General features: G+C 33.3%; 14 protein-coding genes, 1 tRNA gene and 1 pseudogene. 6 read left to right on the plus strand and 10 right to left on the minus strand.

Translation table 11 applies throughout. The features are described 5' to 3' along the window. Positions 1-31 precede the first annotated feature (31 nt). The 10 genes from infB to FGK96_RS08745 all read right to left on the minus strand — a co-directional run bounded on the left by infB (position 32) and on the right by FGK96_RS08745 (position 8,762). Positions 32-2,905, minus strand: a complete 2,874-nt coding sequence (infB, locus tag FGK96_RS08700) for a translation initiation factor IF-2 (RefSeq protein ID WP_138083125.1) — start codon at positions 2,903-2,905, stop codon at positions 32-34. A gap of 19 nt (positions 2,906-2,924) precedes the next feature. Further along, positions 2,925-3,227 carry a YlxQ-related RNA-binding protein gene (locus FGK96_RS08705; RefSeq protein ID WP_138083127.1) on the minus strand — a complete coding sequence of 101 codons (303 nt, stop codon included), beginning with the start codon at positions 3,225-3,227 and terminating at the stop codon, positions 2,925-2,927. Further along, positions 3,220-3,516 carry an RNase P modulator RnpM gene (gene rnpM, locus FGK96_RS08710; RefSeq protein ID WP_138083129.1) on the minus strand — a complete coding sequence of 99 codons (297 nt, stop codon included), beginning with the start codon at positions 3,514-3,516 and terminating at the stop codon, positions 3,220-3,222. Before rnpM ends, FGK96_RS08705 begins: the two co-directional genes overlap by 8 nt. Positions 3,517-3,531: 15 nt before the next feature. Then, on the minus strand, positions 3,532-4,686 hold the full coding sequence (nusA, locus tag FGK96_RS08715) for a transcription termination factor NusA (protein WP_138083131.1): 1,155 nt from the start codon (positions 4,684-4,686) through the stop codon (positions 3,532-3,534). A 61-nt stretch (positions 4,687-4,747) separates the two neighbouring features. After that, positions 4,748-5,245 carry a ribosome maturation factor RimP gene (gene rimP, locus FGK96_RS08720; RefSeq protein ID WP_172601642.1) on the minus strand — a complete coding sequence of 166 codons (498 nt, stop codon included), beginning with the start codon at positions 5,243-5,245 and terminating at the stop codon, positions 4,748-4,750. A gap of 147 nt (positions 5,246-5,392) precedes the next feature. Further along, positions 5,393-5,479 (minus strand) — tRNA-Ser (locus FGK96_RS08725). 33 nt (positions 5,480-5,512) lie between these two features. Further along, positions 5,513-6,148 carry a tRNA (guanosine(46)-N7)-methyltransferase TrmB gene (gene trmB / locus FGK96_RS08730; RefSeq protein WP_138083135.1) on the minus strand — a complete coding sequence of 212 codons (636 nt, stop codon included), beginning with the start codon at positions 6,146-6,148 and terminating at the stop codon, positions 5,513-5,515. Further along, the gene (ccrZ, locus tag FGK96_RS08735) at positions 6,148-6,939 is read right to left on the minus strand and encodes a cell cycle regulator CcrZ (RefSeq protein ID WP_138083137.1); all 792 of its coding nucleotides are present in this window, start codon (positions 6,937-6,939) and stop codon (positions 6,148-6,150) included. Before ccrZ ends, trmB begins: the two co-directional genes overlap by 1 nt. 60 nt (positions 6,940-6,999) lie before the next feature. Then, entirely contained in the window at positions 7,000-8,034 is a 1,035-nt protein-coding gene (locus FGK96_RS08740; protein ID WP_138083139.1) for an ABC transporter permease, read from the minus strand. A gap of 2 nt (positions 8,035-8,036) precedes the next feature. Continuing rightward, positions 8,037-8,762: an ABC transporter ATP-binding protein gene (locus FGK96_RS08745; protein ID WP_138083141.1), complete on the minus strand. Its 726-nt coding sequence runs from the start codon at positions 8,760-8,762 to the stop codon at positions 8,037-8,039. Between the two features lie 433 nt (positions 8,763-9,195). Here FGK96_RS08745 and FGK96_RS08750 point away from each other — a divergent pair, with 433 nt between their 5' ends. The 6 genes and pseudogenes from FGK96_RS08750 to FGK96_RS08775 all read left to right on the plus strand — a co-directional run bounded on the left by FGK96_RS08750 (position 9,196) and on the right by FGK96_RS08775 (position 15,076). Continuing rightward, positions 9,196-9,615, plus strand: a complete 420-nt coding sequence (locus FGK96_RS08750; protein ID WP_138083143.1) for an HIT family protein — start codon at positions 9,196-9,198, stop codon at positions 9,613-9,615. Continuing rightward, the gene (locus tag FGK96_RS08755; protein ID WP_138083145.1) at positions 9,612-9,896 is read left to right on the plus strand and encodes a chemotaxis protein; all 285 of its coding nucleotides are present in this window, start codon (positions 9,612-9,614) and stop codon (positions 9,894-9,896) included. The genes FGK96_RS08750 and FGK96_RS08755 overlap by 4 nt, the downstream gene beginning before the upstream one ends. A gap of 617 nt (positions 9,897-10,513) precedes the next feature. Next, positions 10,514-11,371, plus strand: coding sequence for a helix-turn-helix domain-containing protein (locus tag FGK96_RS08760; RefSeq protein WP_138083147.1), 858 nt, complete (start codon positions 10,514-10,516; stop codon positions 11,369-11,371). 368 nt (positions 11,372-11,739) lie between these two features. After that, positions 11,740-11,925 carry a hypothetical protein gene (locus FGK96_RS08765; protein ID WP_138083149.1) on the plus strand — a complete coding sequence of 62 codons (186 nt, stop codon included), beginning with the start codon at positions 11,740-11,742 and terminating at the stop codon, positions 11,923-11,925. Next, on the plus strand, positions 11,906-13,849 hold the full coding sequence (locus FGK96_RS08770) for a kinase (RefSeq protein ID WP_138083151.1): 1,944 nt from the start codon (positions 11,906-11,908) through the stop codon (positions 13,847-13,849). Before FGK96_RS08765 ends, FGK96_RS08770 begins: the two co-directional genes overlap by 20 nt. 8 nt (positions 13,850-13,857) lie before the next feature. Then, positions 13,858-15,076 (plus strand): annotated as a pseudogene (locus FGK96_RS08775) (transporter). Positions 15,077-15,241 lie beyond the last annotated feature (165 nt).

A 15,241-nucleotide genomic window follows, 5' to 3' on the forward strand; every position in this document is an offset into this window, starting at 1 on the left:
TAATCAAGACATTCATCATTGTTAGGTTATTTTACTTTCTAACAATTTCTTCCATGATATAAGCTTCAAGTGTGTCATCAACTTGGAGGTCGTTATAATTTTCAATCATTAACCCACCTTCTTGAGCATTACCAACTTCTTTAACATCATCCTTATAATGTTTCAAGCTAGCAATTTTGCCATCGAAAACAACCACGCTATCACGGATAACACGAACACTAGAGTCGCGTGTTATCTTACCATTAATAACCATGAATCCACCAATTGTTCCAACTTTAGATACCTTAAAGGTTTCACGAACAATAGCTTCCCCAAGAATTTTTTCTTTGAAGACTGGATCTAGTTTACCTTTCATCGCTTCTTCTACTTCTTCAATAACTTTGTAGATAATGCTATGAAGACGAATTTCAACTTCATCAGATTCAGCTTGTTGACGTGCTTGTGGAGTAGGGCGGACATTGAAACCAATAATAACAGCATTTGAAGCTTCAGCTAATGTAACGTCTGATTCATTGATCGCGCCTACAGCCGAATGAACAACATTAACACGAACACCTTCAACCTCTATTTTGAGGAGTGAAGCTGCTAAGGCTTCTACTGAACCTTGAACATCTGCTTTAATAATTACGTTAACTGTCTTAATTTCACCTGCTTTAAGAGTATCAAACAGATTATCAAGACTGACACGTTGCGTATTTTGGCGTTGTTTAAGAAGAGCACGTTTGGCACGCTCTTCACCTGCTGCTCGAGCTGCTTTTTCATCTTCATAGACAGCAAAATGATCGCCAGCCATAGGTGTTTCATTTAAACCTGTGATAGAAACAGGCGTTGATGGAAGGGCTGATTTTACACGACGACCGAGATCATTTGCCATAGCACGGACACGACCAAAGGTGTTACCAATAACGATTGGATCTTGAACGTGTAGTGTCCCTTGTTGAACAAGAAGGGTTGCTACAGCACCTTTTCCTTTATCAAGCCTTGCTTCAATAACGGTACCAATAGCTCTTACTGTTGGATCTGCCTTCAGCTCTTCTACTTCAGCAACTAAAAGAATTGTTTCTAGTAAAACATCAATGTTCTTATTGAATTTAGCTGAAATCTCAACAAATTCACAGTCACCGCCCCAGGCTGTGGAAATAATACCGTATTCAGCCAGCTCAGCAATCACGCGCTCTGGGTTAGCACCCGGTTTATCAATTTTGTTGATAGCAACAATAATCGGAACTTGTGCAGCTTTAGAGTGGTTAATTGCTTCGACTGTTTGTGGCATAACGCCATCATCTGCCGCGACAATTAAGATAGTGATGTCAGTAACTGATGCCCCACGTGCACGCATACTAGTGAAGGCAGCATGTCCAGGTGTATCCAAGAAGGTAATTTTCTTACCAGCTTCTTCGATTTGATAGGCTCCTATATGTTGAGTAATCCCCCCTGCTTCCCCAGTAGCTACCCGTGAATTACGCAAAGTATCCAATAAGGTTGTTTTACCATGGTCAACGTGCCCCATGATGGTTACAACTGGTGCCCGTTCAACAAGATTTTCTGGATTAAGGTAAGAGTCGTCCTCAAAGAAACGTTCGATATCAGCATCATCAATCTCAACTTTTGCTTTTGCTTCAATCCCATAATCAACCATTAATAATTCAATGGTATCGCCATCTAGAGATTGATTTTGGGTTGCCATTACCCCCATCATAAACAGTTTTTTAACGATTTCTGCTGGTTCACGTTTAATTCGTTTTGCTATATCGGCAACTGTCATACCCTCAGTATATTCAAATTCTTTTGGTAATTCATGGAATTTACGCTCAGTTACTGGTTTTGAAGCGACACTATTATTCCTGTTATTTTTGCCTTTTTTAGGTTTTTTGTTCCAGTTACTATTTCTTTGATTTCTCACTTGGTTCTGATTATTCCAACTCTTTTTATTTTGTTTTGGTCCATTGTCATAACCTTGATCAGTGTCATTGACTTTTTCAAGACGTCCCTTTTTACGACGTTTGTCAACAGGCTTAGGAGTAGTAGCTAGGACCTCAGGTGTAACTCTATCAGCTGCTGTTCCTTTAGATTGCTCAGCTGCTTTTTTTGCAGCTGCTTCGGCTTCCTTTTCAGCTAAGCGACGTGCTTCTTCTTGAGCAATTCGAGCTTGTTTTTTGGCTTCTTCTTGAGCACGAAATTGATTTTCACGCTGCTTGGTATACTCAGCATTTTGTTCAGCCTTTAGAGCAGCTGCTCGTGCTTTAAAATCAATTTTAGGAGCCGGTGCCTGTTGTTGAACCCGATTATTTTGTTGCTGCCTATTATCTTTAAAACGATTATTGGAGCGATTAGGTGTTGTTGTCGGACGATTATTGTCACGGTTGCCAAATTGACGGTTATCTTGTTGATTTCCAGATTGATTTGGTTTACCTTCAAATCGACGTTCTCTGTTCTGCTGTTGACCTTTACTAGCAAATCGATCATTTTGCTGACCTTTGTTGCGATTGTTAGAATGGCGATCATTAGAACGATTCTGTTTTCCTTCTTGTTGACGCGCAGCCTCTTCTTTTGCTCTAGCCTCACGCTCAGCCTTAAAGTTACGACTTTTTGGCCTTGCATGAGCAGGATTAACAGGTGCACTTGACCCAACTTCTTCACTCTTAGAGGTCGTAGCGACTACTTTCTCTTCAGATTTTTGTATTTGAGCCGGCCTTGAGTCTGTTTTTACTTCTTCTTTGGTTACTGACTGTGTGGCCGTTTGGGATGTACCTGCAAAACTTGAAGCAATTTTACTTGCTGTTGATTCATCGACACTAGAAGCGTGGCTTTTGACATCTAATCCAAGCTCTTTTGCTTTTTCAACAACTTCTTTACTTGTTTTACCAATCTCTTTGGCAATTTCATGTAATCTTTTCTTTGACAATTTGTGTCCTCCTACTCGTCTATTCCATAAGAGTCCTCATTTTCTTTGAAAATCCAGCATCCGCTATGGCAACCACTTTTCGCGCTTTACCAAGAGCAGAACTTAATTCCAGTGCATTTAACACTGTGGAGACTTCTACATTATAATACTTACTTTTATCTGTAATCTTTTTAGTTACATTTGGTCCTGCATCGTTTGCTAGAAAAATAAGCTGAACGTTTTGATTTTGAATGGCTTTAACAACCAATTCTTCCCCAGAAACAACTTTTCCCGCTCGCTGTGCTAGACCAATGAGATTAGCCAGTCTTTCTAAATTATTCAAGGCCTAACTCTCTTCTTTTAACTTTGTGTTCCACATAAGCTATCAATTCATCATAAAAACTTTCAGGTACATCAACGGCAAAACTACGATTAAAAACTTGTTTCTTTTTTGCCATAATTGCTTCCTGATTATCAAGCTTAATATAGGCTCCGCGACCATTTTTCTTACCTGTTGGATCTATAAAAATGTCACCTTCCTTGGTTTTTACAACACGAAGCAAATCTCTTTTATCAATAATTTCGCCCGAAACTAATGACTTACGTAAAGGTATTTTTTTTACTTTAGGCATAAAACACCTCTTTTCTTATTCTTCCTCAGTCGTTGTTGAATATTGATCTACTTCTTCTGGGGTATTGATCTGCTCCTGTTCAGCTTCTAGTGCCTCATATTCACTAGCCGATTTAATATCAATACGATAACCCGTTAAATGGGCTGCTAAACGAACATTTTGACCCCGACGACCAATTGCAAGAGATAATTTACTATCAGGTACAACAACTGTTGCACGCTTGCTATCTATTTCATCAAAAAGAACCATATCAACCTCAGCGGGAGCAATCGCATTATAAATAAATTCAGCTGGATCGTCTACCCATTGAATCACATCAATGTTTTCTTCTACTGGAATTTCAATTCCTGTCTTAACATCGTAACGTTTCGGATGAAATTTACTAATAACTTTTTTGATGTTACTTCCACCACGACCTACAATGGTTCCGATAGCGTCAACATTTGGATTATGACTTCTTACAGCTACCTTTGTCCGATCACCAGCTTCACGTGAGACGCTCATGATCTCAACAGTACCATCAAATACTTCTGGAATTTCTTGTTCCATGATGCGTTTGATAAATTCTGGGTGGCTCCTACTTACGAAAACATTAACACCTTTTGGATTATTTTCAACTTTGTAGACATAGACTTCAATACGGTCATGAGATTTGAAAGTTTCTCCTGGAATTTGGTCTTGGTGTGATAGCTGTGCTTCAAGCGAACCTAAATTCACATAAATGAAGCGTTGATCAAAACGTTCAACTGTCCCTGTCATGATTTCACCTTCATGCTCTTTATATTCATTGTAGGTGATTTCACGCATTTGGCGACGCATTTTTTCCATAATCGTTTGCTTAGCAGATTGTGCTGCAACACGACCAAATTCAGCTACCGATTCTTCAAAACGAATTTTATCTCCTAATTCATATGCGGAACTGATAGCTAATGCATCACTTAAGCTAATTTCTAAACGACTATCAAAAACTTCTTCGACAACTTCACGGACTGAAAAAACCTGAAAGTCGCCTGTTTTTTCATTAAACTCAATCACACACGACTCTGATTGACCATAACGTCTCTTATAAGCAGATTTTAAAGATTCCGTAACGGCTTCAATAATATCGTCCTTGTTAATGTGTTTTTCTTCTTCCAAAATACGGAAGGCTTCTAGCATTTCTTTGCTCATAATCTGTGATGCTCTGCAATTCCTTGCAAAAGCAAAATTCCTTTCTTACTTTTAAAATCAGTTAGAGTCTAACTGCCAAACGTGCTTTAGCAACTGTCTGGTATGGGATATCTACTACTTTGTGACGAGTTTTATCTAAATAATCAATCGTTAAGGTTTCCCCGTCAAAAGATACCAAATCTCCTTGAAAAACCTTGACTTTATCAATAGCTTTATAAAGGCTAACATTCACATAGGAACCGACTGCCTTTTCAATAGCTTCCTTGGTCTTGAGTGGTCTCTCCAACCCAGGACTAGATACCTCTAACATATACTGGTCTGGAAAGGGATCCGGAGAAATCTGATCTAAAAGCGGACTAATAATCTCCGTCAACTCAGTAGTATCTTCAACCGTAATACCACCTTCTTTGTCAACCAGAATGCTTAAGATATGGTCACTCCCCATTTTTTCATATTCCACATCAACAAGTTCAAACGGCGACTTGATAACTGGCGATACTGTCTCCGTAACAGTATCGATAATATGTTGATTAGCGATAACAATGCCCTCCTTTACTATAATTGCATAAAGGAAAATTCCTTTATCGGACAAAATGTCAATACAAAAGTGGCGAGATATTTCTCACCACCTTTCTATATTTGTTACTCCCATTATACCACAATCCTTGGACATAGCAAGCCTAAACTTTCTCAAAAGTTAATTCAAAGGAGAGGAGGGGATTCGAACCCCCGAGCCCCGTTAAGGACTACACGCTTTCCAAGCGTGCGCACTCGGCCACTATGCGACCTCTCCATTTAAGAAGTTGATATCAACTTCCAAAACATATTAAAATTGAGCTTCCACTCGGTATATCACTTGCCCCTTTTGAGCAAACTTAGCTTCGTACTCAGTCATGACATTTCCTTCATAATCACTAGCATGTAAATCTAACCAAACCTGCTTTAAAGTCATTCCATACTGAGAAAAGCTAGCTAAGCTATATTCAAATAAGCCACGATTATCTGTTTTAAAATGAAGTTGTCCATGAGGAGGAAGAATAGTTTGATAAGTCTTAAGGAAATCCTTATAAGTCAGTCGACGTTTCTCATGTCTCGATTTTGGCCAAGGATCTGAAAAGTTAAGATAGAGTAGGCTAATCTCTCCATCATTGAAATAGTTCGTCAAACTAGAGCCATCCACTCGCAACAAACGTACATTTGGGATATCTGCCTCTAATACTTTATCTAAAGCATAACTTAAAACCGATAATTGAATATCAATTCCAATATAATTAATGTCTGGGTTTTGTTTAGCCATACCAGTGATAAAGCCACCTTTTCCTGAGCCCACTTCAATGTGGATAGGATTAGTATTGCCAAATACTTCTTGCCAACGACCTTTGGCAACTTCAGGTTCTAATATAACATATTGTGGGTGATTTTCCAAGTGCTCCTCAGCACCTTTTCGTTTTCGAACTCGCATTATAACTTTCTAAAACTTTCTTTAAATTTACGGAGGGCGTAAATTTCTTGATTCACATGTTCCATATCACGTTTATCAAAACATCTTAAGATCTGAGTCAAATAAGAAAGTTGACCATACCAGAAGATTTTACTCATCACTTTTTCGTTATTTTTATAGCCGTAATAAGATAACCATTCTGCCCACCGTGATCTTGGAATATAATGACTCAATAAATAAGCCACATCATACATCCGATCTGTTAAACGTACTGAATCCCAGTCACACAAGTAAATCATACCACTCGTTGTGATAACCCAGTTACTGTGCTTAATATCACCATGCACAATGGTAGCTATGTCAGCTCTAAATTCTGGCAGACTTCTTTTAAGTTCTTTGACTACACCTTGCAAGTAAGAATTTTGTTGAATTTGCAAGGGGGCATTTCGTTCAAAGTCAGCCACTAAATCATAGGGATTTTCAATTTTGTAATTAAGCTGTAACAGTTGGTTGACTAGTTGCTTTGACTTATGTAGCCTCAATAATATATGGATAATTTGCTTACTATTCATGTCCTGACGCGAAAGAATACGGCCATCTAGCCATTCTTGCGCACTCATCATATCACCATTCCCCATGCGTTTTGCCCAAAGTAATTGCGGTGCAATTTGTTCTTTAGACAAGGCTGGCAAAATTGGAGTAGTGTTCAACTTAATAAAAACACTATCACCATTGGGGTAGGTTCCTTTGTAAGCTTTTCCACTTTTTCCGCGTAAGGGCGTCAAGGTTAAATCATCTTCTGTTATTGTCATACTATCGCCCTCCTTTTCTATTTCAAATCAGTTATCCCTATTTTACTTGTTTTAGATAACTTAGTCAATTATGTTCTTCAGCTTATAAGGGATATAAGCTAGAGTTAAAAAGAGCATTATAATAGCTACTCCTCCTAAAATGATTAGTTCATGACAAAAAATAACTTGGAGCAGGAAGGTAAAAGCTGATAAGTATCTTAAAAAGAGTAATAAATTCTTTTTTTTCAGTTCCCTAGTCGTAGGATAAAGCTGAGCCATAAAATAATAATTGTAATGATGATATAAAGCTAGAAGCTGAAAGAATAATAAGTAGTTCCATACAAAAGCTAGAGTCAAAGCTAGATAAGAATTCTTTATTAGACTTAGACTCAAGCAGCTTAAGATAGTTAGTCTAAGAAATAGACCTAAATAATCTGAACTTCTTAAAAAAGCTCGCGCATAGAGGTGTAACCATAGATTATCACTCTTTTTAGGGAAGATAGCCAGTAAGAAATTGAGATACCTTCTATTTTTAAACTTACTAGAAAGTCCTTTGACTGTTGTGAAAAGAGCGTAAAATTTTAAGACACCTTGCTGACGCTCTAATTCATAAGCTATAGCCTTATCCCAATCCAGATGTCCTTCTGCCAACAATGTGTCAACTTTATATTTTTGGACAATCCACTTCAGGCTAGCAAACAAAGCTAAGACGCCTAAAAAGGTCACTATACCGAATCCCAACTTAAGAAATAACGGGTATAAGAGCAATAAAAGAAGACCACCTAATCCCGTCCAAGTATAAAAGGAACGCCTACCACTTTCTTTAAGATGCTTGACGACATAAGTTTCTTGACAAAGAAGGAAGTGTTGATCTGCCGGCTCAAGATAGGTGGCCGGTTTTCCAAAACCTGAGAGAAACAGAAATAAAACCATTATAATAAGTATAATCGGGAAACGGTTCTCAGGGAGATGATTGAGCAATTGACTATATTGATAAAGAATATAACCTAACAAGAAAACTAAAACTAAAACAAAGTGATCATTTAAAACATAAGGGAGATATTTACGGTGCAAGGCTAAGAAGGCTAACCGACGTTGCTTAAAAAGTTGTCTCATCTTTATACCTCAGTTGTTAACGCTAAATAGATATCATTCAAACTGGCTTTTGGATTTCCAAAAGTTGCTCGTAAATCAGATAGAGTTCCTTGAGCTCTTATCTCTCCCTGGTGTAGAATTACAAAAGAATCACACATTTTTTCTGCTGAATCAAGGACATGAGTGCTCATTAAAATAGACTTCCCTTTTCCTTTTTCAACTTCTAAATAATTAATTAAATCCGAGATAGCTAAAGGATCAAGTCCCAAGAAAGGTTCATCTAAAATGAAGAGACTAGGATCAATAATAAAAGCACAAATAATCATCACCTTTTGTTTCATTCCTTTTGAAAACTGGCTTGGATACCAATCTAATCGGTCTAACAAACGATAAGTTTTGAGTAGAGGCTGTGCACGTTCAAAAGCGTCTGAAACCTCTATATCATAAGCCATAGCTATCGTTTCAATATGTTCTGCCAAAGTCAATTCTTCATATAAACTTGGTGTTTCTGGAATAAATCCAATTTTTTTACGATAAGCTGCTGGGTCTTCTTCCAAGCTTAGCCCATCAATTTTTATTGTGCCCTTATAAGGTCTTAAAAGTCCGATAATTTCATTAATAGTAGTTGATTTCCCAGCGCCATTTAAGCCGATTAAACCTACTAACTGGCCGTCATCAACTGAGAAAGTAATATCTTTCAGAACAGGAATATTAATATATCCCCCCGTTAAATTTTCGATTTTCAGCATGTTAACTCTTTCTAAATAATAGCTTTTAATGCCTTCTATTATAACAAATTATAGATAAGAAAGTGAAGCAAATCAGTTAATTGCTTCTATAGAATTATCATAAATCTAATAACAACACACACTTCAGCTAAATTCTTCCTGAAAAATAAAGATTCCGACAATTTTGAAGCTTATCATTATAAGAATCCACATCCGATTATTCTCCTATCTTATTTTGATTGAAGTGCTTTCAAAAAAAAGGTAAAATGTAAAGAGGAGGATTCACAATGTTTAAATGGTTCAAAGTTTCAATTATTTTTTTACTTGCTTTTTGGACGGGACTTATCGGTAAGTCTTGTAAGAAAGTCCAGTAAACTTTCATTTAAAGTAGTTATCCCCATAATTAAAGATAAATTAAAAATAGCTATAGAATCTAAAGAAGGTAGTAAGCATTATGAATGATTGTATTTTTTGTAAAATAATAAATGGAGATATTCCCTCGTCAAAAGTTTATGAAGATGACAATGTTTTAGCATTTTTAGATATTTCCCAGGCCACCCCTGGACACACTCTCCTCATTCCAAAAGAACATGTCCGCAATGTCCTTGACATGAGTGCAGAAACTGCCAGGAAAACTTTCGCTCATTTACCAAAACTTGCAAGAGCTATTCAAAAAGCCACCGATGCTACTGCAATGAATATTGTTAATAACAATGAAGAGTTAGCAGGACAAACTGTTTTCCATGCACACATTCACTTAGTCCCTCGTTATAGCGAAAATGATGGTCTTTCTATTAAATACACTGTGCATGACCCTGACTTTGAACACCTAGCACAGCTTGCTGCCAAGATAAAAAAGGAGGTTAACGAATGAAAATCAAACCCTTCTTGATAGGAGGATTGGCTTCCTATATTGCTTATATGGCCTATCAGAATAAAGATAAAATTATTTCTAACATAAGCGAAGCAAAAGAAACCAAAGACAAGATTCAATTAGATTTAAATAGTATCAAAGCAAATCTGAAACTTATTCAATCCGAAGCTGAAAAAATTCAAACAATTAATGACGACTTGACTTATAAGCTAAGAGTCTTTAACCAAGAGACACAACCCAAAATCAATCAAATCAAAGAACGCATGGAAAAATATCAATAACTTTTGATAGCGTTACTAAAAAAGTAAGAACTCGTAGAACGGAACTTCCTTATATAAACAGTCTAAAGCTTTTTTATATAAGGAAGTTCCGTTCTACTTTTCTAGGGCAATATGATAATCGTAAAAAGTATAATAATTTTGATATTAAATAGTAAAAAATATTTACTTTTTCCATAATATTACATTTAGTCAAAAACTTTACATTTTTGATAAAGCTTTTGACTAAATGCAAATTGTTCTGGTAAACTGATAATCATGTTTAAAGCAGCTGGACTAACCAGCTCAATCTTTCCCGTGGGAGAGTAGTGTTTCATTATTTCTTAATTAGAATGAAATCATTTGATTTTCTGTAAAGTGGTTTGCTGTCACTCAACAAGTTTTTTGAATATACCTCATATTTATCAAAATAGTATCCTACTTTTAATTAAAAACTTGAACATCAGAAACAAAGTCGGTAATATTATTTTCTTTAGAGATGATAACTATGATAGAGTTTCCTTATTTACCTATTTATTAAAGCGACTTTATACTTAAAAGGTAGTCAAAGTAGCTAGAATATTAAAACAATTAAAATAGATGCAACCATTGAGTACGCCTAAAAAATTAAGGAGACAGATATGCAATATATGGGAGAAGTATTCAAAATGTTACGTACTTCAAGAAATATTTCTTTAAAAGAAACAACAGGTGATGAATTTTCTCCATCTATGTTAAGTAGATTTGAAAATGGAGAATCAGATATAACAATTACTAAATTATTAGTTGGACTAGCAAACATTCGGACGGATTTAGATGAATTCGTTTACTTAGTAAACGGTTTTACAATGTCTCCCTATAATGAACTAAAGAGTAATATATGGGATGCAATCTCGAAAAACAAATTAGCTACTTTACATCAGATGTATACTAAGGAATTAGATAACTATCACTTGTTAAAAAAAGAAATCTTTTTTTTAAATGCTCTTATAATAAAAAGCCAAATGCTTTTTTTAGATGAACATACCCAAATGACCAAAGAAGAGGAACAATTTTTATATGATTACTTTTTTTCCGTAGATATTTGGGGTAATTATGAATTAAAATTATTTTCAGATATCTCGCTATTATTACCATTAGAAATGTACATAAAATATACGAGGGAAATGCTAAATAAAATAGATTTTTTAGGTGATTTTGGAAAAAACAATAATTTAGTTAATAGTATTTTATTGAACGGAATGTTTAAATCAAATAAAGAAAAGAAAGTATCTTCAGCTGCATATTTTAATAATATGATCAAAAAAAATTTTTTTGAAGAAAATGATACATATTTAAGAATTGTTTATATGATAGCAGAGGGACAATACAAATATTGCAAAGGCGAGAAAGATATCGGATTACAACAAATAAAAGTTGCAATAGACATTTTAAAAGTACTAAATTGTGACGAAAGTGCAGAATATTACTCAAACAGCTTACAAGAGTGGCTAAAATAATTGAATAAATTCAAATTAAGATAATTAATTTGGATTTTTTTTATTATTGATAAGTATTGAAAATAGCACTTAATAGCTTAAAAAGCATATAAAATATCAAAATATATAGTTTGAACATATACACACTTTGAAAAATTTGGAATTTTAGTAATATACTTAAAAACATAAACAAGAAAGGTTTGGTATTAAGCATGACACAATTTGCACATGAAGCTAGTAAACAGTTAGTGCCTAAACAAGAGGTTACTCTCTCTTGGAAATGCACTATTATTAAAGGTTAAAAAGCAACTTAAAAGATCAAAAACGTTAAAGAGTGATAAAAGTTTGAGCGTTTTTGATTTTTTTAATTTTAGAAGGAGTATCTCATTATGTCAAAAATTACTATTACGAAAAATTGCATTTCAAAAGAATGTCCTAATAAGAAATTAAGTAATTTTGAAAAGCGATTTGAATTATTTATTGAAAAAAAAGTTAAGAAAATTTTAGATCATCCAGAAAGATATCCCGAAATTCAAGTTATATACGGTGAAGATTATGAACCTGGCAAGTTTTAAATATGTTGATTCTAATGAGTATGCTTTACCTGAATATGGATTTAAAATCCATATTTCAGGTACTTTACAAAATTATAAGGAAATATTTGATTTTGTACTTCCCTTTTTAGACAAAAATAATCTATCCTATAAATATTTAAAAGATAAGGAAAACGTTTTTGAAAATTTATCTGATATGGAAATACCCTCCGAATCTGGAAAATTAATAACAATTTATCCTAAAGATAGAGAACACTGTAAAATTTTATTAAAGGAGTTATATAATTTAATACCTATTGAATTTGAAGGAGTTTATATTCTTAGTGATAGAAACTATAAAGATTCAAATATAATTTTCTATAGATATGGACTTATTCAACCCAAGGAAAATACTTTTAAAACAATCATTCCTACTCTAATTGGGCCAAACGGAGAGCAGTGGAAGGATTTTCAAAAATGTTATTTTGATTTACCAAAATGGATTGAAGATCTACAAGAAAAACAAATTTTTAAGTCGTTATATTTAACTGAAAATTATAAAATAGAAGGTTTATTAAAGCAATCTAATGGTGGAAATATTTATAAGGCTACTAATATAACCTCTAAAAAAGAAGTAGTTATTAAAGAATCTAGATCACATGTCCTTTGTACATCTCAAGTTAGTAAAACAAAAATGAGAGATAACGAATGGAATATATCAAAAATGGTTACTGATAATCTTAAAAGGATTGAAAAGGTCGATGAATGGGTCAATAAATATTATATTTATGAATATATAGATAGTCAAAATGTATTAGATTATTGTAATGAGCTTAACTTATTTTCATATAGTACTGATAATGCAGACGAATTAGAAACTAATCTTCTAAAATTTTATAAATTATTAACTTTTTTCAATAATATTCTGGAAACAGTTAGATCCTTTCACAGCCGTAACATTATACTTAATGATATCCATAATAGCAATTTTATTATTAATAATAAAAATAAAGCTATTTTTATTGACTTAGAAAATTCTTATTTATATGGGAGTTCTCCGCTAGTTGGTGTATATTCTGAAATTGGATTAAAAGAATGGATTACAAAAGATGGAAAAATTTCAGATTGTAATAAAGTAGGAAACTTATTATTATTTTTAATGCGAAAGTTACATATAAAAAATAATAATATTTTAACAAATGAACTAAAAAAATTACTATTACAAAAAGGAATTCATTCAAATATTGATAACCTTATAACTTATCTTCTAAGTGATGATGCGACCATTGAGCAAGCTATCTATATAGCAAGAAATAATATTTACGCATATAGGTCTGATAATAATTATTATTTTAATGATTATGTAATTACCTGTAACGATTGGAACGAGGAACTTACTAAGATAATTTCCCTTCAGGAGATGCTGATTAATCAATATTCTGGTATTTTGGGACAACCTACTGAAGTTTTTAATAAACTGAAATCAGAACCTAATCTAGGATTGGATGGGACAGCCGGAGTGCTACTATATCTCCATTCAATCTCCTATGATAATGTATTAATTGAGTACGGCATAGAATTCATATTGAAAAAATTAGTTAAAGATTTCAATGGAAACAAAGGTATAAAAATCTCTGATAACTCAGTATCTCCATATTTATCTAGTGGAACAGCTGGAATAATTCAACTATTAATAAATGTGGACCCGATTAAGTATATATCCTCTATAAAAAAACTATCTGAAGCATTAATGTTTGAATTCGCTCAATTTTGTGGAATCTGGGACGGGATGTTAGGAATAGGAATAACATTATTACAAGTCTATGAAATAACAATGGATCAAAAGTATTTAAACAAAGCAAACAATTTATTAATTAGCAGTAAGATTATGTCTGAACATGATGTGAAATTAAAATATGAGTTCATGTATGTTATACAAATTTTTTATAGAAAAGAATTGGGATAGGAAATTAAATGAACATACTAACTAGAAATTCTGTATTTAGAATTATTACTATATCAAGATTTTTAAGTGCTTTAGGGTCGTATATGTATAACATTGTATTTATTGTTTATGCCACGACGCTACCTTATTCTAATATTGCCCTTTTTATTGCAAATATAGTCACTATTATCCCTACTGTATTTACTTTTTGGATTGGTATAAAAGCTGATAATACTAAAAATAAAGTAAAATTACTTATTTTAATGGGGTTCCTTCAGTCAATCTTATTTGTCATCATAGCACTATTAATGAAAAATAAAACATTCCTAGTATTTTCTATTGTAGGTTTTATTAATGTTATATCAGATGCTATTAATGATTTTACAAATGGGCTACGTCTTCCAATTATGCAAAAAACATTGAGTCAGAGAAATTATATGAGGCATACTCTTTTTCCCAATTTATATCATATCTTTCCAATATACTTGGACAAGTTCTAGGAGTTTGGTTACTGACTACATCAAATCATAATTACTCTTTTGTAGCAGTCATTAATGCCTTAACTTTCTTATTATCTACATTAATACTTTTATTAAACAAACAAAAGTTAACATATCATTTTATAAAAACACCTACTGAAAAAATTTCATTATCTGAGCAATTCAAAGAGATGTATGCCACAATGAAAGAAATATTCAAGAAAGTTGATGATGTATCTTTTGTTAGATTATTAATGTCTATTTTGATATTAAATGTTATAGGGGGAGCAGTTAATAGTATTTATAATTTCTATTTTATGAAGCATCAATTATTTGGTTTACACTATGGCCAATCATTAGTTATTGTTGAATCAATTTTAATAGTAGGTGCTATATTAGGAAATTTAACTCCAAACGACTATTTTTCAAAATTATCAATTTCTAAATTAGTTATTATTCAAAGTGTTGCATTTGGTTTAGTTGGTATCTCTAATATAACTAAGTTATCACCAATTTTTGGATATTGTTTCTAGCATTCGCAGCATTCATTATGGGAAAAGCTACACCTAAATTAGATTCACTCTTAATGGAAAATTTACCTACGAATATGTTAGCCCAAAGTAATAATTTTTTAGGACTTCTTTTTACGCTATCACTACCTTTAGGGGTATTCATATTTTCATCTTTAGCTATATACAGTATCATTTTATGCTGGATTTTATTTACTATGTTATCTTTAATAGCAATAATTTTTATTTATATTAAATAAAAATTATATAGAGTATATCCTAAAAAACAGAAATTTTACCCGATACCAACTGGAGTCTCTATCCACTGACCTGAACGATACATGTTTACTGCATTTAATTTAAAATTATAATTATATTTCATACAAAAACCCCTTTCACTGGATTAGTCCAGTAAAAGGGGTACA

Source organism: Streptococcus porcinus (assembly GCF_901542335.1).
GTDB lineage: Bacteria > Bacillota > Bacilli > Lactobacillales > Streptococcaceae > Streptococcus > Streptococcus porcinus_A.

Excerpts from the sequence above, each read along its gene's own strand:
- rnpM (WP_138083129.1), bottom strand. The coding sequence starts at position 3,516 with ATGCCTAAAGTAAAAAAAATACCTTTACGTAAGTCATTAGTTTCGGGC.
- nusA (WP_138083131.1), bottom strand. The coding sequence starts at position 4,686 with ATGAGCAAAGAAATGCTAGAAGCCTTCCGTATTTTGGAAGAAGAAAAA.
- trmB (WP_138083135.1), bottom strand. The coding sequence starts at position 6,148 with ATGCGAGTTCGAAAACGAAAAGGTGCTGAGGAGCACTTGGAAAATCAC.
- ccrZ (WP_138083137.1), bottom strand. The coding sequence starts at position 6,939 with ATGACAATAACAGAAGATGATTTAACCTTGACGCCCTTACGCGGAAAA.
- FGK96_RS08740 (WP_138083139.1), bottom strand. The coding sequence starts at position 8,034 with ATGAGACAACTTTTTAAGCAACGTCGGTTAGCCTTCTTAGCCTTGCAC.
- FGK96_RS08745 (WP_138083141.1), bottom strand. The coding sequence starts at position 8,762 with ATGCTGAAAATCGAAAATTTAACGGGGGGATATATTAATATTCCTGTT.
- FGK96_RS08750 (WP_138083143.1), top strand. The coding sequence starts at position 9,196 with ATGAATGATTGTATTTTTTGTAAAATAATAAATGGAGATATTCCCTCG.
- FGK96_RS08755 (WP_138083145.1), top strand. The coding sequence starts at position 9,612 with ATGAAAATCAAACCCTTCTTGATAGGAGGATTGGCTTCCTATATTGCT.
- FGK96_RS08760 (WP_138083147.1), top strand. The coding sequence starts at position 10,514 with ATGCAATATATGGGAGAAGTATTCAAAATGTTACGTACTTCAAGAAAT.
- FGK96_RS08765 (WP_138083149.1), top strand. The coding sequence starts at position 11,740 with ATGTCAAAAATTACTATTACGAAAAATTGCATTTCAAAAGAATGTCCT.
- FGK96_RS08770 (WP_138083151.1), top strand. The coding sequence starts at position 11,906 with ATGAACCTGGCAAGTTTTAAATATGTTGATTCTAATGAGTATGCTTTA.